This is a genomic window from Rhizobium sp. 32-5/1, assembly GCF_029537235.1.
Classification (GTDB): Bacteria; Pseudomonadota; Alphaproteobacteria; order Rhizobiales; family Rhizobiaceae; genus Pararhizobium.
Genome location: NZ_CP120638.1, coordinates 2685304 through 2704408, shown reverse-complemented (window position 1 = coordinate 2704408; position 19105 = coordinate 2685304). Strand labels below are relative to the sequence as shown.

The window sequence follows — 19105 nt, the reverse complement described above, 5'->3', positions numbered from 1 at the left end:
ACGCCTGCGCCGCAAAGACAAGTCAGGCAGTGTGCCGGGCAAGACCGGACAGAAGCGTACGTACGATCAGGCGATGAAACGGGGTGATGGCGGCAATGTAGAAACGGCCGAACAGGTTCTTTCGGAACACCAGCGTCGTAACGCCGACCGTCTGCCCGGATGAACCATTGGGTCGTACATCCACGACGATGCGAAAATCGAGGTGGCTGTCGTCAAAGCCGAGAACCGCCTCCTGTTCGTCATGGCTCAGTACAGGAAAAATGCCGATGGTGTTCCTGTCACCCAGACGCATCTCGGCGCCTTTGAGCCCGAACAGGACGACAATCCTGTTGCGCAGTGCCAGCAGATGGCGGACCCAGGCCGGTGCTTGGGCGAGCGTACGGTCCGCAGCCTCGATCGGCGTCAATTGGGCACGTGCAAGATCGATCTCGTAACGATCCGCCCAGTCGGCACGCAGAAGGTGTTCGTCCGGCAAGACGGCGGAAACGCGATGCGGCTTCATAAAAAATCCCCCGAAATAGCTACGCAAGAATGCGCCGACATTCCGGGGGATGACAGGTGGCCGTTTGTCACAGCCGCGTGCGGATCACATATGGATCGGCTTGAAGAAGGTCGCGAGCGCGGCCTCCTTGACGGCCTCCGACATGGTCGGGTGGGCGTGGCAGGTGCGGCCGAGATCTTCCGAGGAGCCGCCGAATTCCATCAGCACGGCAATCTCGTGGATCATCTCACCGGCACCGAAGCCGACGATGTGGCCGCCAAGCACCCGGTCGGTTTCCTTGTCGGCAAGGATCTTGACGAAACCATCCGTCGCCAGCATGGCACGTGCCCGGCCGTTTGCGGTGAACGGGAACTTGCCGACCTTGTAGGCAACGCCCGCCGCCTTCAGCTCTTCCTCGGTCTTGCCGACGGAGGCGACTTCCGGCTGGGTGTAGACGACACCCGGGATGACATCATAATTCACATGCCCGGCCTGGCCGGCGATGATTTCCGCAACCGCGACACCCTCGTCTTCGGCCTTATGAGCGAGCATCGGACCACGCACGACATCGCCGAGCGCATAAATGCCGGGAACATTGGTGCGGAAATGGCCGTCGATCTCGACACGACCACGCGGGTCCAGAGCAACGCCCGCCTCAGCAAGCCCGAGGCCTTCAGTGAACGGCTTGCGGCCGGTCGCGATCAGAACCACGTCCGCATCGATGGTCGCAGCATCGCCGCCCTTGACCGGTTCGAAGGTCACCTTCGCACCGGAACCGGATTTCTCGACGCCGGTCACCTTGGCGCCGAGCTTGAAATCGAAACCCTGCTTGGCCAGCATGCGCTGGAACTGCTTGGAGACTTCGGCATCCATGCCGCCGAGGATCGTGTCGAGATATTCAACGACCGTGACCTTGGCGCCGAGACGCTGCCAGACCGAGCCGAGCTCGAGCCCGATGACACCGCCGCCGACCACGACCATGGTGGCCGGTACTTTTTCAAGCGCGATGCCGCCGGTCGAGGATACGATCACCTTCTCATCGATCTCGACCTGAACACCGGGAATACCGGCAACGTCGGAGCCGGTGGCAATCACGATGTTCTTGGCCTCGAGAACCTGTTCCTCGCCCTTGTCATTGGTGACGGAGACCTTGCCCTCGCCCAGCACTTTGCCTGTCCCCTGGATGCCGTCGATCTTGTTCTTCTTGAACAGGAAGGAGACGCCCTCGACGTTGGATTTAACGGTCGCATCCTTGTGCGCCATCATCTTTTCGAGGTTGAGCGTCGGCTTGCCGACGTCAACGCCGAGTTCGGCGATGCTGTGGCCGGTCTGGTGGAAGACTTCCGAGGCATGCAGCAGCGCCTTGGACGGAATGCAGCCGATGTTGAGGCAGGTGCCGCCATAGGTCGCGCGCTTTTCGATGACGGCGACCTTCAGGCCGAGCTGTGCCGCCTTGACCGCACAGACATAACCTCCGGGGCCGCTGCCGATAATGATGAGATCATAAGCCATGATATTGTCCTTCCTTCAGGAGCACTTAGCGTCCGCCGCTGACATTGAGAATGGCACCCGTGACATAGGATGCCGAAGGGAGAGAAGATAGAGAATGGAATCCGCGACTTCGCTGGCCTCACCCGCGCGCTGCAGCGGTATCGAGGAAGCCATGTCGCGCGCGCGGTCCGGCAGACCGCCGGATGCGTGGATATCGGTATCGATGACGCCGGGGCGCACCGCATTGACGCGGATGCCCTCGGTTGCCACTTCGCGGGCAAGCCCGAGGGTGAACGTATCGATCGCACCTTTCGAGGCAGCGTAATCGACATATTGACCGCCGGATCCGAGCACAGCGGCCATGGAAGATACATTAACGATCACCCCACCTTTGCCACTATACCGGTTGGACATGCGCCGCACCGCTTCGGCAGCGCAGCGGATCGAGCCGGTGACGTTGATCCTGAACATGCGCTCCAGCCGTTCGGCCGACATCTCGTCGATCCGGGCCGGCACATCGACAATGCCGGCATTGTTGACCAGGCCATCGAGGCGACCGAACGTTTCATCGACCGCGGCAAACATGGTGGCAATCCCGGCTTCGCTGCCGACATCGCCCTGAACGGCCATCGCCTCGCCGCCGACCGTCAAAATTTCCGCAACCACCTTCTCGGCTGCCTGTGCATTCGACGCATAGTTGACGGCGACACGCCAACCCTGCAGGGCGGCGCCCAGGCGGACGGCGGCGCCGATGCCGCGGCTGCCGCCGGTGACGAGAAGCACAGGTTTTTCGGCGTTCACGGCTTGCATCCCTTCAGCGAGAGGACATCGAAAGGGGCAACCGTCGCCTTGCCCCAGATCGCAGAACTACGGATCGCCGGGCCAAGATCGGGCAGCAGGATCTGCGTCGCAGCCTCCGTACCTTCCGGCGGCAGGAGGCCGATCTTGCCGCTGGCATCCGCGGCGTAGACAACGCCTTCCCATATGGTGCAGGCGGCAATCTCGGCGCCGGTGTTATCACCCTCCGGGCAATTGTTCATGATCATGCCGGCCGGACGCGGCGGATCGCCCGCTTCCATGACGACGCCGTCCAGCAGCAGGTCCGTTTTCAACACCGCGAGCTTGAAATGATTGCTGGTTGCAGCGCTTGCGGAACCCACCGGCTCGAAGCGCAGTTCGTAGGCACCATCCGGATCGACGTAGATCGCCTGCTCCTGCAGGCAGCCGGCGGCATCTGCCGGCCCGAAAGCCGAAAGCAGGACTGCTACAGTTGCCGGAAACAGGCGCCTCATCATCCCCCCGCCTTTTCGTTGGCGAGCTTGAGACCGAGGCCGATGAACACGACACCGCTCAAACGATCGATCCACTGGCTGGCACGCGAGAAGGCAGCGCGCATCCTGGGCGTCGTCATGAACAGGCTGACGCCGACAAACCAGAGGATGAGGCAGCTCGCCATAACCAGGCCATAGCCGAACTTGACGGGGATCGGTGTGTGCGCGTGCACAACCGTCGAGAAGATCGACAGGAAGAAGAACACAGCCTTGGGGTTGAGCGCATTGGCGGCAAAACCGAGACCGAAGGCTTTCAGCGCAGACTGCGAGACCTGGGCTTGCTCGATCCCTTCCTGCGCCGCGGCCGACACATCTGTCTTGCCTGCGCGCAGGGCCTTGACACCGATATAGATCAGGTAGGCGACGCCGCACCATTTGACGATGTTGAAGAGGTAGATGGACTGCGAGATGACGAGGCCGAGACCGAGGATCGTGTAGGTCACATGAACCATCAGCGCAGTGCCCACGCCGAACGAGGTGATGATCGCCGCGCGACGGCCGTTGACGATCGACTGGCGCATGACCATCGCAAGATCAGCGCCAGGGGAGATGATGGCAAAGGAAAAGATGGCCATCAGCGACGCGAGTTCGAAGAGGTAAGGATGCAAGACACTTCTCCTGATATCACTGCGGCCAGGCTGTGACGCTTATAGGATGACGGTTCCGGCCATGACGAGCAAGCCGCCCAGCGAGCCGCACCAGACGAGCGATCGGATATAGGGAATGCCAGCAAGATAGAGCGGGATGTAAACCAGCCGGCAAGCGAGCCAGATCCAGGCGCCAATGAGCCCCCAGCCGGAAGGGTCGCCAACAATGGCAAGCGCCAATGCGAGCCCCACAAACGCTGGGTAGGTTTCCTGAAAATTCGCCGAAGCGCGCGTCGCACGCCCGGCGAGCGCACCGGACGGTTTCTTGTCGTCATCCCGCGGACCGGCATTCCATGCCGATCCGAGTTCCCGCGTCGCCAGCATGCCCTGCAGGCTGACATGAAAGACGAGCAGGGCAACGCTCCACGCCACCATCGCAGCGAAGGGAGATGCGGCCAGTCCTGCTACGTCCATTGCAATTTCTCCTTACAGATCGAGAACGAGACGTTCCGGATCTTCGAGGCTTTCCTTGACGCGAACGAGGAAGGTCACGGCTTCCTTGCCGTCAACGATGCGGTGGTCATAGGAGAGCGCGAGATACATCATCGGACGGATGACAATCTGGCCGCCGACGACGACCGGACGATCCTGGATCTTGTGCATGCCGAGAATGCCGGACTGCGGCGCATTGAGGATCGGCGAGGACATCAGCGAACCGTAGACGCCGCCATTGGTGATGGTGAACGTGCCGCCCTGCATGTCGGCCATGCCGAGCTGGCCGTCGCGGGCGAGCTTGGCAAGGCGACCGAGATCCTTCTCGATTTCGGCGATCGACATCTCGTCCGCGTCGCGGATGACCGGAACGACGAGGCCCTTGTCGGTACCGACGGCCATGCCGATGTGGCAGAAGTTCTTGTAGATGATGTCGGTGCCGTCGATCTCGGCGTTTACGGAAGGGATTTCCTTCAGCGCATGCGTCACGGCCTTGGTGAAGAAGCCCATGAAGCCGAGCTTTACGCCGTGCTTCTTCTCAAAAATGTCCTTGTACTTGGTCCGCAGGCTCATCACCGCGCTCATGTCCACCTCGTTATAGGTGGTGAGCATGGCGGCTGTGTTCTGGGCATCCTTGAGGCGCTTGGCGATCGTCTGGCGCAGGCGCGTCATCTTCACGCGCTCTTCGCGCGGTGCATCTTCGGCAGCCGACGGACCACGCGATACGGCCTTGACCGGCTCGGCGGCAGCGGCCGGCACGGAAATGCTCTTGGTGACGGCGGCAATCACGTCGCCCTTCAGGACCTGGCCACGCTTGCCGGAACCGTCGACCTGATCGGCCGACATGTTGTTCTCGGCCAGCATTTTGGCAGCCGCAGGGCCGCCGGCATGGCGGAGGCAACGATCGGAGCGGCCGGGGTTGCAGCAGCGGCGGCCGGAGCGGCAGCGGCTGGCTCAGCAACCTTCTTCTCGGCAGCAGCCGGTGCAGCGGCTGCACCCGAACCGCTGATATTGCCGAGCAGCGCGCCGAGGCCGACCGTTTCACCGGCGGCGGCAACGATTTCGGAAAGCACGCCGGCAGCCGGCGCTGGAACCTCGATGGTCACCTTGTCGGTTTCGAGCTCGAGCAGCGGCTCGTCGGCCTTGATGGTGTCTCCGACTTTCTTGAACCAGGTGCCGACGGTGGCTTCGCTGACGGATTCGCCGAGGGTGGGAACGCGGATTTCTGTGGCCATGATGTTTAATGTCCGTTGATCAGGTGTCGTTCTGATGACTGTTTCGGGAGAGGAGGAAAGGCTTGTTCAGCCTTCCCTTTAGCCTCCAAGCGCGTCTTCGAGGAACGCAGCGAGCTGCGCCAGGTGCTTCGACATCAGGCCCGTCGCCGGCGAGGCGGCGGCCGGACGGCCAGTATAGCGCACCCGCTGGTACTTGGCATCGATATGCGCCAGCACCCATTCGAGATACGGGTCAATGAACGACCAGGCGCCCATGTTCTTCGGCTCTTCCTGGCACCAGACCATCTCCGCATTGCGGAAGCGCGAGAGTTCGTTGATCAGCGCCTTGGCCGGGAACGGATAGAGTTGCTCGACGCGCAGCAAGTAGACATCGTCGATGCCGCGCTTTTCGCGCTCTTCCAGGAGATCGTAATAGACCTTGCCGGAGCAGAGTACGACGCGACGGATCTTGGCGTCCTTGGCAAGCTTGATCGGGCCGTCCTTGATGACTTCGGCATCGTCCCACAGCAGGCGGTGGAACGAGCTTTCGCCAGCCATTTCCGACAGCGAGGACACCGCACGCTTGTGGCGCAGCAGCGACTTCGGCGTCATCATGATGAGCGGCTTGCGGAAGTCGCGCTTCATCTGGCGGCGCAGAATGTGGAAGTAGTTGGACGGCGTCGTGACGTTGGCGACCTGCATGTTGTCTTCGGCGCACATCTGCAGCCAGCGCTCGAGGCGGGCCGAGGAGTGCTCTGGACCCTGGCCTTCATAACCATGCGGCAGAAGGCAGACGAGGCCGGACATGCGCAGCCACTTGCGTTCGCCCGACGAGATGAACTGGTCGAAGACGACCTGTGCACCATTGGCGAAGTCACCGAACTGGGCTTCCCAAAGCGTGAGCGCATTCGGACGGGCGAGCGAATAGCCATATTCGAAACCGAGCACGGCCTCTTCCGAAAGCATCGAATTGATGACTTCGTAGCGGGCCTGCGTCGGCGACAGGTTGGCAAGCGGAATGTAGCGGTCTTCGGTTTCCTGGTCGTAGAGTACCGAATGGCGCTGCGAGAACGTGCCGCGTTCGCAATCCTGGCCCGACAGGCGGATCTTCGTGCCTTCCATGCAGAGCGTGCCGAAGGCAAGCGCTTCTGCCATGGCCCAGTCGATACCGTCGCCGGATGTCACCATGGCGGCACGGTTGTCCATGAAGCGCTGGATGGTCTTGTGCGCGTGGAAGCCTGCCGGAACCTCCGAAAGCTTGCGGCCGACGTCCTTCAGCATCTTCATCGGCACCGAGGTCTTGCCACGGCGCTGTTCGTCCTGATTGTCGGCAGCGCGAAGGCCGGACCACACGCCGTCCAACCAGTCGGCCTTGTTCGGCTTGTAGGCCTGGCCCGCTTCGAATTCCTGCTCGAGATGAGCCCGCCAGTCGGCGCGCATCTTTTCGAGATCGCCTTCGGAGATCAGGCCTTCGGCAATCAGGCGTTCGCCGTAGATCTGAACGACCGTCTTGTGGGCGCGGATGACCTTGTACATCTTCGGCTGCGTGAACGACGGCTCATCGCCCTCGTTATGGCCGAAGCGGCGATAGCAGAACATGTCGATGACGACCGGCTTGTGGAACTTCATCCGAAATTCGGTGGCAATCTTGGCAGCGTAAGTCACCGCTTCCGGATCGTCGCCGTTGACATGGAAGATCGGCGCTTCGATCATCTTGGCGACGTCGGACGGATAGGGCGACGAGCGCGAGAAGGCCGGATTGGTGGTGAAGCCGATCTGGTTGTTGATGATGAAATGAACGGTGCCGGCAACGCGATGGCCGCGCAGGCCCGACAGCCCGAGGATTTCAGCCGTGACACCCTGCCCGGCAAAGGCCGCATCGCCATGCAGAAGCAGCGGCATGACCTGAGCGCGCTCAGAAAGCGGAATGATATCGCCTTCGAAGACCTTGGCCATCTGGTCCTGCTTGGCACGGGCCTTGCCCATGACGACTGGATTGACGATTTCCAGATGCGACGGGTTGGCCGTCAGCGACAGATGCACCTTGTTGCCGTCGAACTCGCGGTCGGAGGAAGCACCCAGATGGTACTTCACGTCGCCCGAGCCTTCCACGTCATCAGGCGCAGCCGAGCCGCCCTTGAATTCGTGGAACACGGCCCGATGCGGCTTGCCCATGACGTTGGTCAACACGTTCAGACGGCCGCGGTGGGCCATGCCGAAGATGATTTCCTTCAGGCCTTCCTGGCCGCCGCGCTTGATGATCTGCTCCAGCGCCGGGATAAGCGATTCGCCGCCATCAAGACCGAAGCGCTTCGTGCCCTTGTATTTGACGTCGATGAATTGCTCGAAGCCTTCCGCCTCGATCAGTTTCTGCAGGATCGCCTTCTTGCCCTCAGGGGTAAATTCAACGCCCTTGTCCGGGCCTTCGATGCGCTCCTGAACCCAGCCTTTGATTTCCGGATCGGAAATGTGCATGAACTCGACGCCGAGCGTCGAGCAATAGGTACGCTCAAGGATTTCAAGCATCTCGCGCAGAGTGCCGTATTCAAGGCCCAGCACGTTGTCGAGGAAGATGCGGCGATCATAATCGCTTTCCTCGAAGCCGTAGGACTTCGGCGACAGCTCGTTATAGTCTTCGACCGGTGCGGCGATGCCGAGCGGGTCGAGCTTGGCATGCAGGTGGCCGCGCATGCGATAGGCGCGGATCATCATGATGGCGCGAACCGAATCGCGGGTCTGCTGGTGAACGTCGGCAGGTGATGTCACGACGCCGGTTACGGCAGCCTGTGCCTCGGCCTTCGCCTGCACCTTCTTTTCGATGACCTTTTCGACTGTACCCCAATCGCCGTCGAGCGCCGAAACGAGGTCGCCACCGGCTGGGATCGGCCAGTTGGCCTTCTTCCAGGAGGCGCCCTTGGCTGCCTTCACCACATCTTCGGGCGCGTCTTGCAGCGCCTTGAAGAACGACTGCCACTCGCCGGAAACCGACGATGGATCGCTTTCGTAGCGCGCATGGAGCTGTTCGATATAGCTGGCGTTCGCGCCGTCAAGGAACGATGTCAGCAGAAATTGCTCGTTGGCTTCTTGCCTTGCCATGGTGTTCCGCGGACCTGTCCGTCCGCCTCCCGACTTGTTGGATGCGCCGGGCTCTTCCCGGTCGGTTTTTGCTGGAGGACGGCGCCGGTTTGCGTCATCGCTCCCTCTCAGATGGTGCAACGCAGGCGGGCTGCAAGGCCCGCCTCATCACATTGATGTCTCAACCCTTGAGAACTTCGACCAGCGTGGTGCCGAGGCGTGCCGGGGACGGCGAAACCCTGATGCCGGCCTGTTCCATGGCAGCGATCTTCGACTCTGCATCGCCCTTGCCGCCGGAGACGACAGCACCTGCGTGGCCCATGGTCCGGCCCTTCGGCGCCGTGCGACCGGCGATGAAGCCAGCCATCGGCTTCTTGCGACCCTTCTTGGCTTCGTCGATCAGGAACTGCGCTGCGTCTTCTTCCGCCGCACCGCCGATTTCGCCGATCATGATGATCGAAGTCGTGGCAGGGTCGGCGAGGAACATTTCCAGCACATCGATGAACTCTGTGCCCTTCACCGGGTCGCCGCCGATGCCGACAGCCGTCGTCTGGCCAAGGCCTTCGTTCGATGTCTGGAACACGGCTTCATAGGTCAGTGTGCCCGACCGCGACACGATGCCGACCGAACCCTTGCGGAAGATCGAGCCCGGCATGATGCCGATCTTGCACTCTTCCGGGGTCATGATGCCGGGGCAGTTCGGACCCAGCAGGCGCGACTTGGAGCGGTCGAGGCGAGCCTTGACGCGAACCATGTCCATGACCGGGATGCCTTCGGTGATGCAGGTGATGAACGGGATCTCGGCTTCGATCGCCTCGATGATCGCGTCGGCTGCGCCAGCCGGCGGAACGTAGATCACGGATGCATTGGCGCCCGTCCGTTCCTTGGCTTCGGCAACCGTTGCGAAGATTGGCAGGCTTTCGCCCTTCGAACCTGTCCAGGTTTCGCCACCCTTCTTCGGGTGGATACCGCCGACCATCTGCGTGCCGTAATAGGCAAGCGCCTGCTCGGTGTGGAAGGTGCCGGTCTTGCCGGTCAGGCCCTGCACGAGGACCTTTGTGTCTTTGTTGACGAGGATCGACATCAATCTTGCCTATCTTTTTGGAGCATAGCTTCAATATTTTGAAGCTTTTTGACCATTTCTAAATTTGCTGAAAGGAGAGCCTCGTTTATGCGGGTAACTTCGGCCATGTTCTGCTTAGATCTTCGAAGCGCCATCACATAAATAATCAGGAACACAACGAAAGGCAGCAGAGCCACAACCGACCCGAGAGACTCTGAATTCATCATGCACCCTCAATCGCCGCGACGATCTTCTTGGCCGCGTCGTCCAAGTCGTCGGCTGCCGTGATCGCGAGACCAGATTCGTTGAGGATTTTCTTGCCGAGCTCGACATTGGTGCCTTCGAGGCGCACGACGAGCGGAACCTTGAGACCGACTTCCTGAACGGCTGCGACAACGCCTTCGGCGATGACGTCGCACTTCATAATGCCGCCGAAGATGTTGACGAGGATGCCCTCGACCTTCGGGTCGGCCGTGATGATCTTGAAGGCTGCAGCAACCTTTTCCTTGCCGGCGCCGCCGCCGACGTCACAGAAGTTCGCCGGCTCCTTGCCGTAGAGCTTGATGATATCCATCGTCGCCATCGCGAGACCGGCGCCATTGACCATGCAGCCGATATTGCCGTCGAGTGCCACATAGGCGAGGTCCCACTTGGAGGCCTCGATTTCCTTGGCGTCTTCTTCGGTCTCGTCGCGCAGCGCCTTGACGTCGTCGTGACGGAAGATCGCATTGCCATCAAACGACATCTTGGCGTCGAGAACGCGCAGGTGGTCGTCCTTCATGACGATCAGCGGATTGACCTCGAGCAGCGCCATGTCCTTCTCGTTGAAGGCCTTGTAGAGCAGCGGGAAGAGCGACTTTGCGTCTTCGGCGGCCGTACCCGTAAGCTCCAGCGCCTTGGAAATCGCTGCGATATCGGCAGCCGTCACGCCGGCTTCCGGATCGATCGCGATGGTGTGGATCTTCTCCGGCGTGTCATGGGCGACAGCCTCGATGTCCATGCCGCCTTCGGTGGAAACCACGAAGGCAACGCGGCCGACCGAGCGGTCGACCAGCAGCGAGCAATAGAGTTCGCGGGTGATATCGGCGCCGTCTTCGATGTAGAGACGGTTGACTTGCTTGCCGGCTTCGCCCGTCTGCGCCGTCACCAGCGTATTGCCCATCATTTCCTTGGCATGCGCCTTGGCTTCGTCGATGGAGAAAGCCAGGCGAACGCCGCCCTTGGCATCGGGGCCAAGCTCCTTGAACTTGCCCTTGCCGCGGCCGCCGGCATGGATCTGGCTCTTGACCACATAGAGCGGGCCCGGGAGCGACTTCGCAGCCGCTTCCGCTTCGTCCGCCGAGAAGATGGCGACACCTTCGGCAACCGGCGCGCCAAAGGTCTTCAACAGAGCCTTGGCCTGATATTCATGAATGTTCATGGGATTTTCCTGTCTGGGAGCCGAACGGCAATTACTTCAGGCTTGGAGCGATGGCGATGCACGCTTCGCAGAGGCCGGCAACAGCAGCAACCGACTTGTCGAAGGCTTCCTTCTCGGCCTTGTTGAACTCAACTTCGATGATGCGCTCGACGCCGCCGGCACCGATGATCGTGGGAACGCCGACATACATGTCCTTGACGCCGTACTGGCCGGTGAGGTGGGCTGCGACCGGCAGAACGCGCTTCTTGTCCTTGAGGAAGGCATCGGCCATCTCGATCGCGGAAGCCGCCGGTGCATAATAGGCCGAACCGGTCTTGAGCAGGCCGACGATTTCGGCGCCGCCGTCACGGGTGCGCTGGATGATTTCTTCGAGGCGCTCCTTGGTGACCCAGCCCATCTTGACGAGATCGGTGAGCGGAATGCCGCCGACGGTCGAATAGCGGGCGAGCGGCACCATCGTGTCGCCGTGGCCACCAAGAACAAACGCTGTCACGTCCTGGACAGAAACGTTGAATTCCTGGGACAGGAACAGGCGGAAGCGCGAGCTGTCCAGAACGCCGGCCATGCCGACGACCATGTTCTTCGGCAGGCCGGAGAACTTCTGCAGGGCCCAGACCATGGCGTCGAGCGGGTTGGTGATGCAGATGACGAAAGCGTTCGGGGCATATTTCTTGATGCCTGCGCCGACCTGTTCCATGACCTTGAGGTTGATACCGAGAAGGTCGTCGCGGCTCATGCCCGGCTTGCGGGCGACGCCGGCGGTAACGATGCAGACATCGGCGCCTTCGATGGCCGAATAGTCGCTGGCGCCTGTGAGATTGGCGTTGAAGCCTTCGACGGGCGAGGATTGGGCGATATCGAGGCCCTTGCCCTGTGGGATGCCGTCGGCAATATCGAACAGGACGATGTCGCCGAGTTCCTTCAGGCCGGCGAGATGCGCCAGCGTGCCACCAATCATTCCAGAACCAATAAGTGCGATCTTGTTGCGCGCCATGAAAGTGCTTCCTTTGGAATCCAAATACGATCAAGGCCTGAAACGCGGCAAAACGCCAAACCTTTTCGGGGCAAGGAATTAAGCTTGAAAAACTAAAATATCAACCAATACTTTTGGGCAGAACAATTTCAATCGGTTAGATCATAAAATTCTTACGTAAACGTAAGAATTTCTGTCACCAAAACGTCATCAATCCACATTTTGTGCTTGGTGGATTCGGGCGTACTCCGCACTCTGCATCTCGATGAGCCTCGATACTGTCCGGTCGAACTCGAAGCCCTCGGTTCCTTTTTGGCCGTCAGCAGGTCGGCAGGTTCCGACACCGCGGAGGCAAACAGCCGAGCACCGGCGTCATAAAGCGTGTCGACCAGCATGATGAAACGCTTTGTCTCGTTGCGGCGCTCCGGCCCCAGATGCGGGATATGCTCGACGAACACGGTCCTGTAGCGCGACAAGATGGCGAGGTAATCCGCGGCCCCGAGCGGCCTTTCGCAAAGATCAGTGAAGGAAAATCGCGCGCATGGACCGGCAGCAAGGGGCACCGCAATCTTGCGGCCGCGAAAGGCCACTTCCGACGGTGCAGCAACAACGCCCGCAGTCTCGCGGTTCCACACCCGCTCGATCGCCATGTCCGTCTCAGGACCCAAAGGATGACGCCAGACCGGCAATCCTTCCGTCTTTTCCAGCCGGTAGTCCGTCTGCGTATCGAGCGGAACGATATCCGCATGCGCCTTCAACATGGCGACAAACGGCAGGAACAACTCACGGTTAAGGCCGTCCCGGTACAGATCATCCGGCGCGACGTTTGAGGTTGCGACGACGACGCAGCCCTTGGCAAATAGCTCACTGAACAGGCGCGACAGGATCATCGCATCGGCAATATCCGTTACCGAAAACTCATCGAAGCAGAGCAGCCGGGCCTCGGCATAGATTTCGGAGGCAACCGGCGGCATCGGATCCGCCTGGCGGGTTTCGCCGCTCTTCAATTTCTGCCGGTGTTTGAAGATCCGGTCATGCACATCGGCCATGAAGGCATGGAAATGGACCCGGCGCTTGCGCTGGATCGGCACCTGATCGAAGAACAGATCCATCAGCATGGTCTTCCCGCGTCCGACACCGCCATAGATATACTGGCCTTTGACCGGCGGATGATCCTTCTTCTTCGAAGCAAAAAGCCAGCCGAGAGCATTGGATTTGCGGGCGGCACGGCCAGCTACGAGTTCCGCAGCCAAGTGATCGAGCCGCCGGGCGATAACCATCTGGGCGGGATCAGGCCTCAATTCGCCTGTTGCGATCAGGGACTGGAGCTTTCGGGAAATACTGTCTTCGGTATTGGGCACGCGTTGCACCAAGGCAAGGCCGTAAACGGCGAATACAAAAAAGCCCGGCTATAAAGCCGGGCCTCACATCCTCAGCGGCTGAGGCTGAGCGGCTGACCGCTATTGGTCGAGCCATCGAAGCGCTTTTCGGCGGTCTTGAACAGGCGACCGAGGGGATTGCCGTTGCGATCCTTGAGCACCACCTGCTTGCCGGCCACCTCCCATGAACCCATGGCTGTCAGTTCACCGGCACAGCCGCGGGTGCCACCGCGCGATCCGCTGCCAAGGTTGGTCAAGGTCAGGAACATGTCACAGGAACTCGCGCCGCTCGATACACGCCAGTTGCCAACCATCGACTCCTTGGTGACGTCGAGCCCCGTGGTCGCTGCAGCGACGTTCGTGCCCACCGGCTGCGTGCCGTCCACCCCTGCAATACCCGTGCCGCTCACCGGTGCGGCCGGAAATTGCGATGTATCGGTCGTCGAGGTCGTCGGGTCCGATAGCTGGCCCGACTGTACCGTCGCCACCGGCTGCGCCTGAAGCGGAGCGGGAGACACATTCTGCGTGCTGAATTCGTTCATGGACGTTCTCTGACATCCCGTCAGAGCCAGCATGACGGCGAGCCCCGCCACCGCATGTACAACCCGCATGTCTTTACTCCTGCTCTTCTCATTCAACGCCTGCGTTACAGGACATTATAGGCGGAATTACCGTAAAACCACCTGTCAAATCAAGAGAGGGAAATCTTTAAGACCTGTGACATGATTGAAACGCTTAGCCAAGGCTTCGGTAAAGGTTGCAAGCCTCCGCCACACTCCGCATTCAGGCGTCAATGATTGACACCGGCATAGGCTTTGGCACCCCATAGCGCTTCAACAGCATCGTTGCGACCGCAGCCGTTGCGATAATACCAATATCGAATTGCGTTCCGACTTGCGAAATTCTGATGGTAGTCCTCGGCTGGCCAGAATTTTGCCGCCGGCTCGATCGGCGTCACGATCGGCTTGCCGAGTTCCGCTTGGGCCTTCGCCTTTGCTGCCTCGGCCTGCGTCGCCTGTTCCGGGCTCAGCGCATAGATTGCCGTCGAATAGGCAAATCCACGGTCGCAGAACTGGCCGCCACCATCAGTCGGGTCCGTGGTGCGAAAAGAATATCGGCGAGCGCGCCATAGGAAACCTTGTCCGGATCGAACTTTATCTCCAACACCTCGCGGTGACCGCCTGCAATATAGCTTTCGTAGGTCGGGTTTTCGCTGCTGCCCCCGGCATAACCAGACGTGGTCTCGATTACACCCGGCACCTGGTCGAAATCACTTTCGACACACCAGAAGCAGCCACCTGCGAATATCGCGACCTCCGGCTCGGCCGCCCGCGCGACAATAGCCCCAAGACCAAGAACCAGAAACACAAGGACTGTTCGCAGCATAGGCATCTCTCCCGTTTGGCAATCATACCTATCGGAAGGCCGAAAAGTTTCAATTCAAATGAAAGGCACGCGCGCGTGATCGCCTGTTGAACGAAAGAGGCCGGACAATGTGCCCGGCCTCTTTGATTATCATAATCTCTGGTATCGTCAGACGCGGCGCTCGACCATCATCTTCTTGATCTCGCCGATGGCCTTGGCCGGATTGAGGCCCTTAGGACAGGTCTGCGCGCAGTTCATGATCGTGTGGCAGCGATAGAGGCGGAAGGGATCTTCCAGATTGTCGAGACGCTCGCCCTTGGCTTCGTCTCTGGAATCGATCAGCCAGCGATAGGCCTGCAACAGCACGGCCGGGCCGAGATAGCGGTCGCCGTTCCACCAATAGCTCGGGCACGAGGCGGAACAACAGGCGCAAAGAATGCACTCATAGAGGCCGTCAAGCTTCTGGCGATCGTCATGGCTCTGTTTCCATTCCTTCGCCGGCGTCGGCGAAACGGTCTTCAGCCAGGGTTCGATCGAGCGATGCTGGGCGTAGAAATTCGTCAGATCAGGCACGAGATCCTTGACGACAGGCATATGCGGCAGCGGATAGACCTTGACGGTCCCCGAAACCTCGTCCAGCCCCTTGGTGCAGGCAAGCGTGTTGGTGCCGTCGATATTCATGGCGCAGGAACCGCAGATACCTTCGCGGCAGGAGCGGCGCAGCGCCAGCGTCGGATCGATCTTGTTCTTGATGTAAAGCAGCGCATCGAGAACCATCGGCCCGCAATCATCGGCATCGATGGTGAATGTATCGATCGACGGGTTCTTGTCGTCGTCAGGGCTCCAGCGATAGATGCGCAATTCGCGCGTATTCGTGGCACCAGCCGGCTTCGGCCAGACCTTGCCTTCGGTCATCTGCGAATTCTTGGGGAGAGCGAGTTCAACCATGCGACCTGTCCGTTCTTTCCTTGCGCCGGTCCTTGCGTATAACCAGCTTCAGCCCCGACCAGATCTCGTCGATCGCGGCCACCTTCACATCCACCAGATCGATCCGAAGGGCGGCATCGCGTACGACATCCTCCGTCACGTCCGTCTTTATCTTAGACGCCTTCTTCGGCCAGGACACCCAGATCATGCCATCCGGCGTGATCCTGTCCTGCAGACCGGAGAGCCAATCTTCGATCTCCGCCCTCACACATGTAAAGGCATGGATCGTCTCGTAACCCTTGTCTGCCCCTGCCATCGCATCCCATGAGGAAAACCGATCGCGGACAGAAAACTCGACCGAAGAGGCAAGTTCCTCAAGAGTGTCGGGAAGCGCCACAAAGGCGACCGACATTCCGGATTTGAAACCCAGCTTCTTTGGAAGCGGCGTGCCGGAATAACCTGACGCCGCCCCTGCCATAATCAGTACACACGCGCCTTGGGCTCGATCTTGTACGGATCAATACCGGGCTGCAACAGTTCCGTATGGACCGGGCGATAATCGAGCCTCACTGCGCCTGCTTCGTTCACCCAGGACAGCGTATGCTTGCGCCAGTTGACATCGTCGCGGCCAGCAAACGGGCCGTCGACATAGTCTTCGCGCGCATGGGACCCGCGGCTTTCCTTGCGGGCCTCGGCGCCGTAAACGGTCGTGATGGCGTTGGCCATCAGGTTTTCCAACTCAAGCGTTTCCACCAGATCGGAGTTCCAGATCATCGAACGGTCGGTGACCTTGATATCAGGCAGTTCGCTCCAGATCGCGCTCATGCGCTTGCAGCCGCTTTCCAGCGATTCCTGCGTGCGGAACACGGCGGCATCTTCCTGCATGGTGCGCTGCATCTTTTCGCGCAGGATCGCGGTCGGCGTCTGGCCGTTGGCGTGGCGCAGCCGGTCGAAGCGCGTCATGATCTTATCCGACGCCTTTTCGTTGATCGCCGGGATCGCGGAGGCGCGGTCGATGACCTCTCCGGCGCGGATAGCAGCGGCGCGGCCGAAGACCACGAGATCGATCAGCGAGTTGGAGCCGAGGCGGTTAGCGCCATGCACCGAGGCGCAACCGGCTTCGCCCACAGCCATCAGACCCGGAATGATCCGCTCCGGATTGGCGCCGTCAGCGTCGAGGACTTCACCCCAATAGTTCGTCGGAATGCCGCCCATGTTGTAATGCACGGTCGGCAGAACCGGGATCGGCTCGCGCGTCACATCGACGCCGGCAAAGATCTTGGCGCTTTCCGAGATACCCGGCAGACGCTCATGCAGAACCGCAGGATCGAGATGATCGAGATGCAGATAGATATGGTCCTTGGCTTTACCGACGCCACGACCCTCGCGGATTTCCAGCGTCATGCAGCGCGATACCACGTCGCGCGACGCAAGATCCTTGGCCGACGGCGCGTAACGCTCCATGAAGCGCTCGCCCTCGGAATTGACGAGATAACCGCCCTCGCCGCGCGCACCTTCGGTGATCAGACAGCCGGCGCCATAGATGCCGGTAGGATGGAACTGAACGAACTCCATATCCTGGAGCGGCAGTCCGGCGCGGGCAATCATGCCGCCACCGTCGCCGGTGCAGGTGTGGGCGGAGGTTGCCGAGAAATAGGCGCGGCCGTAGCCCCCGGTCGCCAGCACCACCATCTTGGCGGCGAAGCGATGGATCGTGCCATCATCGAGGTTCCAGGCGACAACGCCGGTGCAGCGGCTGCCATCGTCGGACATGATCAGGTCGAGCGCGAAATACTCGATGAAGAATTCGGCATTGTGCTTCAGCGACTGGCCGTACAGCGTGTGCAGGATGGCGTGGCCGGTGCGGTCGGCGGCAGCGCAGGTGCGCTGTACCGGCGGGCCTTCGCCGTAGTTCTGCATGTGGCCGCCGAACGGCCGCTGGTAGATCTTGCCTTCGGCATTGCGCGAGAAGGGAACGCCGTAATGCTCGAGCTCATAGACCGCCTTCGGAGCTTCCATGGCGAGATACTGCATGGCATCGACATCGCCGAGCCAGTCGGAGCCCTTGACGGTGTCGTAAAGATGCCACTGCCACGAGTCCGGCGTCATGTTCTGCAGCGAGGCCGCGATGCCGCCCTGTGCGGCGACCGTGTGGGAGCGCGTCGGGAAGACCTTGGTGATGCAGGCGGTCTTGAAACCCTGCTCGGCCATGCCGAGCGTGGCGCGGAGACCCGCACCGCCGGCGCCGACGACGATCACGTCATAGGCATGATCGACGTAGGTATAGGCTCTGCCGTTGATGGTCGCTGACGAATTGAAGGCCATGTTGACTTACCCTGCAAACGCGATCTTCAGGATGGCGAAAAGACAGAGCCCGCCCACCAGGATCGCAAAAATGTGTTGAGCATCACGGCGACAACCTTGGCGCCTTCCGAATGCACATAGTCCTCGATAATCACCTGCATCCCGAGCTTCATGTGAACGAGGCCGGAAATCACCACCAGCCCCATGATCACAGCCACGAAGGGATTGGACAGGGCTGACAGCACCTCCGCATGCGGGGCGCCGGCATATCTTACGACGAAGAAGACAAAGAAGATCATCAGCGGCACATTGGCGACGGCGGTCAGCCGCTGGCGCCAGAAATGCTCCGTGCCATCCTTGGCGGAGCCGAGGCCACGAACCTTGCCGAGAGGGGTGCGCATATCCATCAGACTGTCTCCCTCAGAACCGGATCGCATAACCGACGACCCAGATCAGAAGTGTGATCACGATCGAGCCGATTGCATTGGCGATGGCGAGTTTGGTGGCGAAATGTTTCTCATAGCCGTAGCCCAGATCCCAAAGGAAATGCCTGAGACCGCCGAGCATATGGTGGATGAGTGCCCACGTATAGCCGAACAGGACGAGTCGTCCAAGGATCGTTCCGAACGCCCAACTGACCCATTCATAGTAGGCAGGGCCGCTTGCCGCGGCGATCAACCACCAGGCGACGAGAATGGTGCCGAAGTAGAGCGCGCCGCCGGTGATGCGGTGCACGATCGACATGATCATCGTCGGGATCGGCTTGTAGATTTGTAAGTGCGGCGAAAGCGGCCGGCTTTTGGTGACATTCGTCATCGGAACCCCACGGATCAACCGGCAGATTGCCCAAAAACTGGACTAATATTATCCGGTTATGCACCCGATTGTGCACAATTATGTCTTTGTGACGTTTAATCACCATAACGATTAACGACAAGTGTGTTTGCACTGCAAAAGCAATTTAATCGATTAGGCGAAAGCGCTGCGACAAATCGCCTTCGCT

The 19105-nt window shown here is 60.4% G+C and carries 15 protein-coding genes and 5 pseudogenes; all 20 read right to left on the bottom strand.

The features are described 5' to 3' along the window. Positions 1 to 22 precede the first annotated feature (22 nt). The 20 genes and pseudogenes from P6U16_RS13790 to sdhC all read right to left on the bottom strand — a co-directional run bounded on the left by P6U16_RS13790 (position 23) and on the right by sdhC (position 18918). Positions 23 to 502, bottom strand: coding sequence for a DUF2867 domain-containing protein (locus P6U16_RS13790; RefSeq protein WP_277701043.1), 480 nt, complete (start codon positions 500 to 502; stop codon positions 23 to 25). Positions 503 to 586: 84 nt separating this feature from the next. Next, positions 587 to 1993, bottom strand: coding sequence for a dihydrolipoyl dehydrogenase (gene lpdA, locus P6U16_RS13785; protein ID WP_277701042.1), 1407 nt, complete (start codon positions 1991 to 1993; stop codon positions 587 to 589). Positions 1994 to 2018: 25 nt separating this feature from the next. Continuing rightward, positions 2019 to 2782: pseudogene (locus tag P6U16_RS13780) on the bottom strand (SDR family oxidoreductase). Then, entirely contained in the window at positions 2770 to 3264 is a 495-nt protein-coding gene (locus tag P6U16_RS13775) for a hypothetical protein (RefSeq protein ID WP_277703847.1), read from the bottom strand. Before P6U16_RS13775 ends, P6U16_RS13780 begins: the two are co-directional and overlap by 13 nt. Beyond that, positions 3264 to 3911, bottom strand: a complete 648-nt coding sequence (locus tag P6U16_RS13770) for a LysE family translocator (RefSeq protein WP_277701041.1) — start codon at positions 3909 to 3911, stop codon at positions 3264 to 3266. The genes P6U16_RS13775 and P6U16_RS13770 overlap by 1 nt, the downstream gene beginning before the upstream one ends. Positions 3912 to 3950: 39 nt before the next feature. After that, positions 3951 to 4364: an MAPEG family protein gene (locus tag P6U16_RS13765; RefSeq protein WP_277701040.1), complete on the bottom strand. Its 414-nt coding sequence runs from the start codon at positions 4362 to 4364 to the stop codon at positions 3951 to 3953. A gap of 12 nt (positions 4365 to 4376) precedes the next feature. Further along, positions 4377 to 5617: pseudogene (odhB, locus tag P6U16_RS13760) on the bottom strand (2-oxoglutarate dehydrogenase complex dihydrolipoyllysine-residue succinyltransferase). Between the two features lie 78 nt (positions 5618 to 5695). Continuing rightward, on the bottom strand, positions 5696 to 8692 hold the full coding sequence (locus tag P6U16_RS13755) for a 2-oxoglutarate dehydrogenase E1 component (RefSeq protein WP_277701039.1): 2997 nt from the start codon (positions 8690 to 8692) through the stop codon (positions 5696 to 5698). Positions 8693 to 8852: 160 nt separating this feature from the next. Continuing rightward, on the bottom strand, positions 8853 to 9755 hold the full coding sequence (gene sucD, locus P6U16_RS13750; protein ID WP_277701038.1) for a succinate--CoA ligase subunit alpha: 903 nt from the start codon (positions 9753 to 9755) through the stop codon (positions 8853 to 8855). Continuing rightward, the gene (locus P6U16_RS13745; protein WP_277701037.1) at positions 9755 to 9961 is read right to left on the bottom strand and encodes a hypothetical protein; all 207 of its coding nucleotides are present in this window, start codon (positions 9959 to 9961) and stop codon (positions 9755 to 9757) included. Before P6U16_RS13745 ends, sucD begins: the two co-directional genes overlap by 1 nt. Beyond that, positions 9958 to 11154: an ADP-forming succinate--CoA ligase subunit beta gene (gene sucC / locus P6U16_RS13740; RefSeq protein WP_277701036.1), complete on the bottom strand. Its 1197-nt coding sequence runs from the start codon at positions 11152 to 11154 to the stop codon at positions 9958 to 9960. Before sucC ends, P6U16_RS13745 begins: the two co-directional genes overlap by 4 nt. Positions 11155 to 11185: 31 nt before the next feature. Next, positions 11186 to 12148: a malate dehydrogenase gene (gene mdh / locus P6U16_RS13735; protein WP_277701035.1), complete on the bottom strand. Its 963-nt coding sequence runs from the start codon at positions 12146 to 12148 to the stop codon at positions 11186 to 11188. 189 nt (positions 12149 to 12337) lie between these two features. Beyond that, a pseudogene (gene zapE, locus P6U16_RS13730) lies at positions 12338 to 13488 on the bottom strand (cell division protein ZapE). 71 nt (positions 13489 to 13559) lie between these two features. Continuing rightward, on the bottom strand, positions 13560 to 14117 hold the full coding sequence (locus P6U16_RS13725) for a protease inhibitor Inh/omp19 family protein (RefSeq protein WP_277701034.1): 558 nt from the start codon (positions 14115 to 14117) through the stop codon (positions 13560 to 13562). 179 nt (positions 14118 to 14296) lie between these two features. Next, a pseudogene (msrA, locus tag P6U16_RS13720) lies at positions 14297 to 14892 on the bottom strand (peptide-methionine (S)-S-oxide reductase MsrA). Positions 14893 to 15039: 147 nt separating this feature from the next. Continuing rightward, positions 15040 to 15819 carry a succinate dehydrogenase iron-sulfur subunit gene (locus P6U16_RS13715; protein ID WP_277701033.1) on the bottom strand — a complete coding sequence of 260 codons (780 nt, stop codon included), beginning with the start codon at positions 15817 to 15819 and terminating at the stop codon, positions 15040 to 15042. Further along, complete coding sequence (locus tag P6U16_RS13710) at positions 15812 to 16276, bottom strand: DUF3052 domain-containing protein (protein WP_277701032.1); 465 nt, start codon at positions 16274 to 16276, stop codon at positions 15812 to 15814. Before P6U16_RS13710 ends, P6U16_RS13715 begins: the two co-directional genes overlap by 8 nt. 2 nt (positions 16277 to 16278) lie before the next feature. Further along, positions 16279 to 18123, bottom strand: a complete 1845-nt coding sequence (gene sdhA, locus P6U16_RS13705) for a succinate dehydrogenase flavoprotein subunit (protein ID WP_277701031.1) — start codon at positions 18121 to 18123, stop codon at positions 16279 to 16281. Positions 18124 to 18129: 6 nt separating this feature from the next. After that, a pseudogene (gene sdhD / locus P6U16_RS13700) lies at positions 18130 to 18509 on the bottom strand (succinate dehydrogenase, hydrophobic membrane anchor protein). Positions 18510 to 18522: 13 nt separating this feature from the next. Beyond that, a complete protein-coding gene (sdhC, locus tag P6U16_RS13695; protein WP_277701030.1) occupies positions 18523 to 18918 on the bottom strand; it encodes a succinate dehydrogenase, cytochrome b556 subunit in 396 nt (131 codons plus the stop codon). Between the last annotated feature and the right edge of the window lie 187 nt (positions 18919 to 19105).